The organism is Methylobacterium sp. WL119, assembly GCF_008039875.1.
Classification (GTDB): domain Bacteria; phylum Pseudomonadota; class Alphaproteobacteria; order Rhizobiales; family Beijerinckiaceae; genus Methylobacterium.
On record NZ_VRUU01000240.1, the window covers coordinates 1 to 895 of the forward strand.

At 71.3% G+C, this 895-nt stretch carries 1 protein-coding gene; it reads right to left on the bottom strand.

What is annotated here, in order from left to right:
• A partial coding sequence (locus FV227_RS28655) for a methyl-accepting chemotaxis protein (protein ID WP_246686697.1) occupies positions 1 to 895 on the bottom strand: 895 nt, incomplete at both ends.

Here is an 895-nt window from a genome sequence, read left to right on the forward strand (position 1 = left end):
TGCCGGTAGCGTTCGGCGAGGGCCATGAGGGCTCCTGCGAGCTCGGTGAGGTTGGCCGAGGCCGCCTCGACCTCGCGGGTGCCGGCGGCGGTCTGCTGGCTCGCCTGGCGGATGTTCTGCAGGGCGCCCATCACCTGCTCGATGCCGAGCTGCTGCTGGTTGGTCGACGCCACGATCTGCTGGAAGGTCTGCACGTTCTCCTCCACCCGCCCGGTGATCTCCTCGATCGTGCGCTGGGTCGTGTCGGAGCGCGCCTTGCCGGTGGCCGCCCGCTTGACCGCCTCCTCCGTCAGCATCACCGAGGTGTTGATGCCGCGCTGGATCTCCGAAAGGATGCCGCGCACCTGCAGGGTGGCCGCCTTGGCCTGGTCGGCCAGAAGCTTCATCTCCGAGGCCACCACCGCGAAGCTCCGCCCGCTCTCCCCGGCCGCCGCCGCCTCGATCGCGGCGTTGAGCGCCAGCAGGTGCGTGCGCTCCGAGATGTCGTTGACCGTCTCGATGATGTCGCCGATCGTCTGGGTCTTCTCCGACAGCGTCACGATGTTGCCGGCCACCGCCTCCGCCTGCTCGCGGATCGCGTCCATCGCCCGCGCCGTGTCGGCCACCGCGCGCAGGCCCTGGCGCGAGGTCTGGGCCGTGGCCTGGGCGGTGGCGATCACCTCGCCGGCCCGCTTCGTGATCTGCGCGCCCGAATGGGTGATCTCGTCCACCGTCGCCGCCGTCTCCTGCACCGCCGCGAACTGCTCCTCCACCGAGGCCGCCTGCTCCTGCGCCGAGGCGCGGATCTCGGCCGCCGCCGCGTTCAGGTCCGACGTCGCCGCACGGTTCGTCCGGGCCAAGTCCGCAAGCCCAGAGACCATCCCGTTCAGCGCACGGGACAGCCGGCCGATCTCGT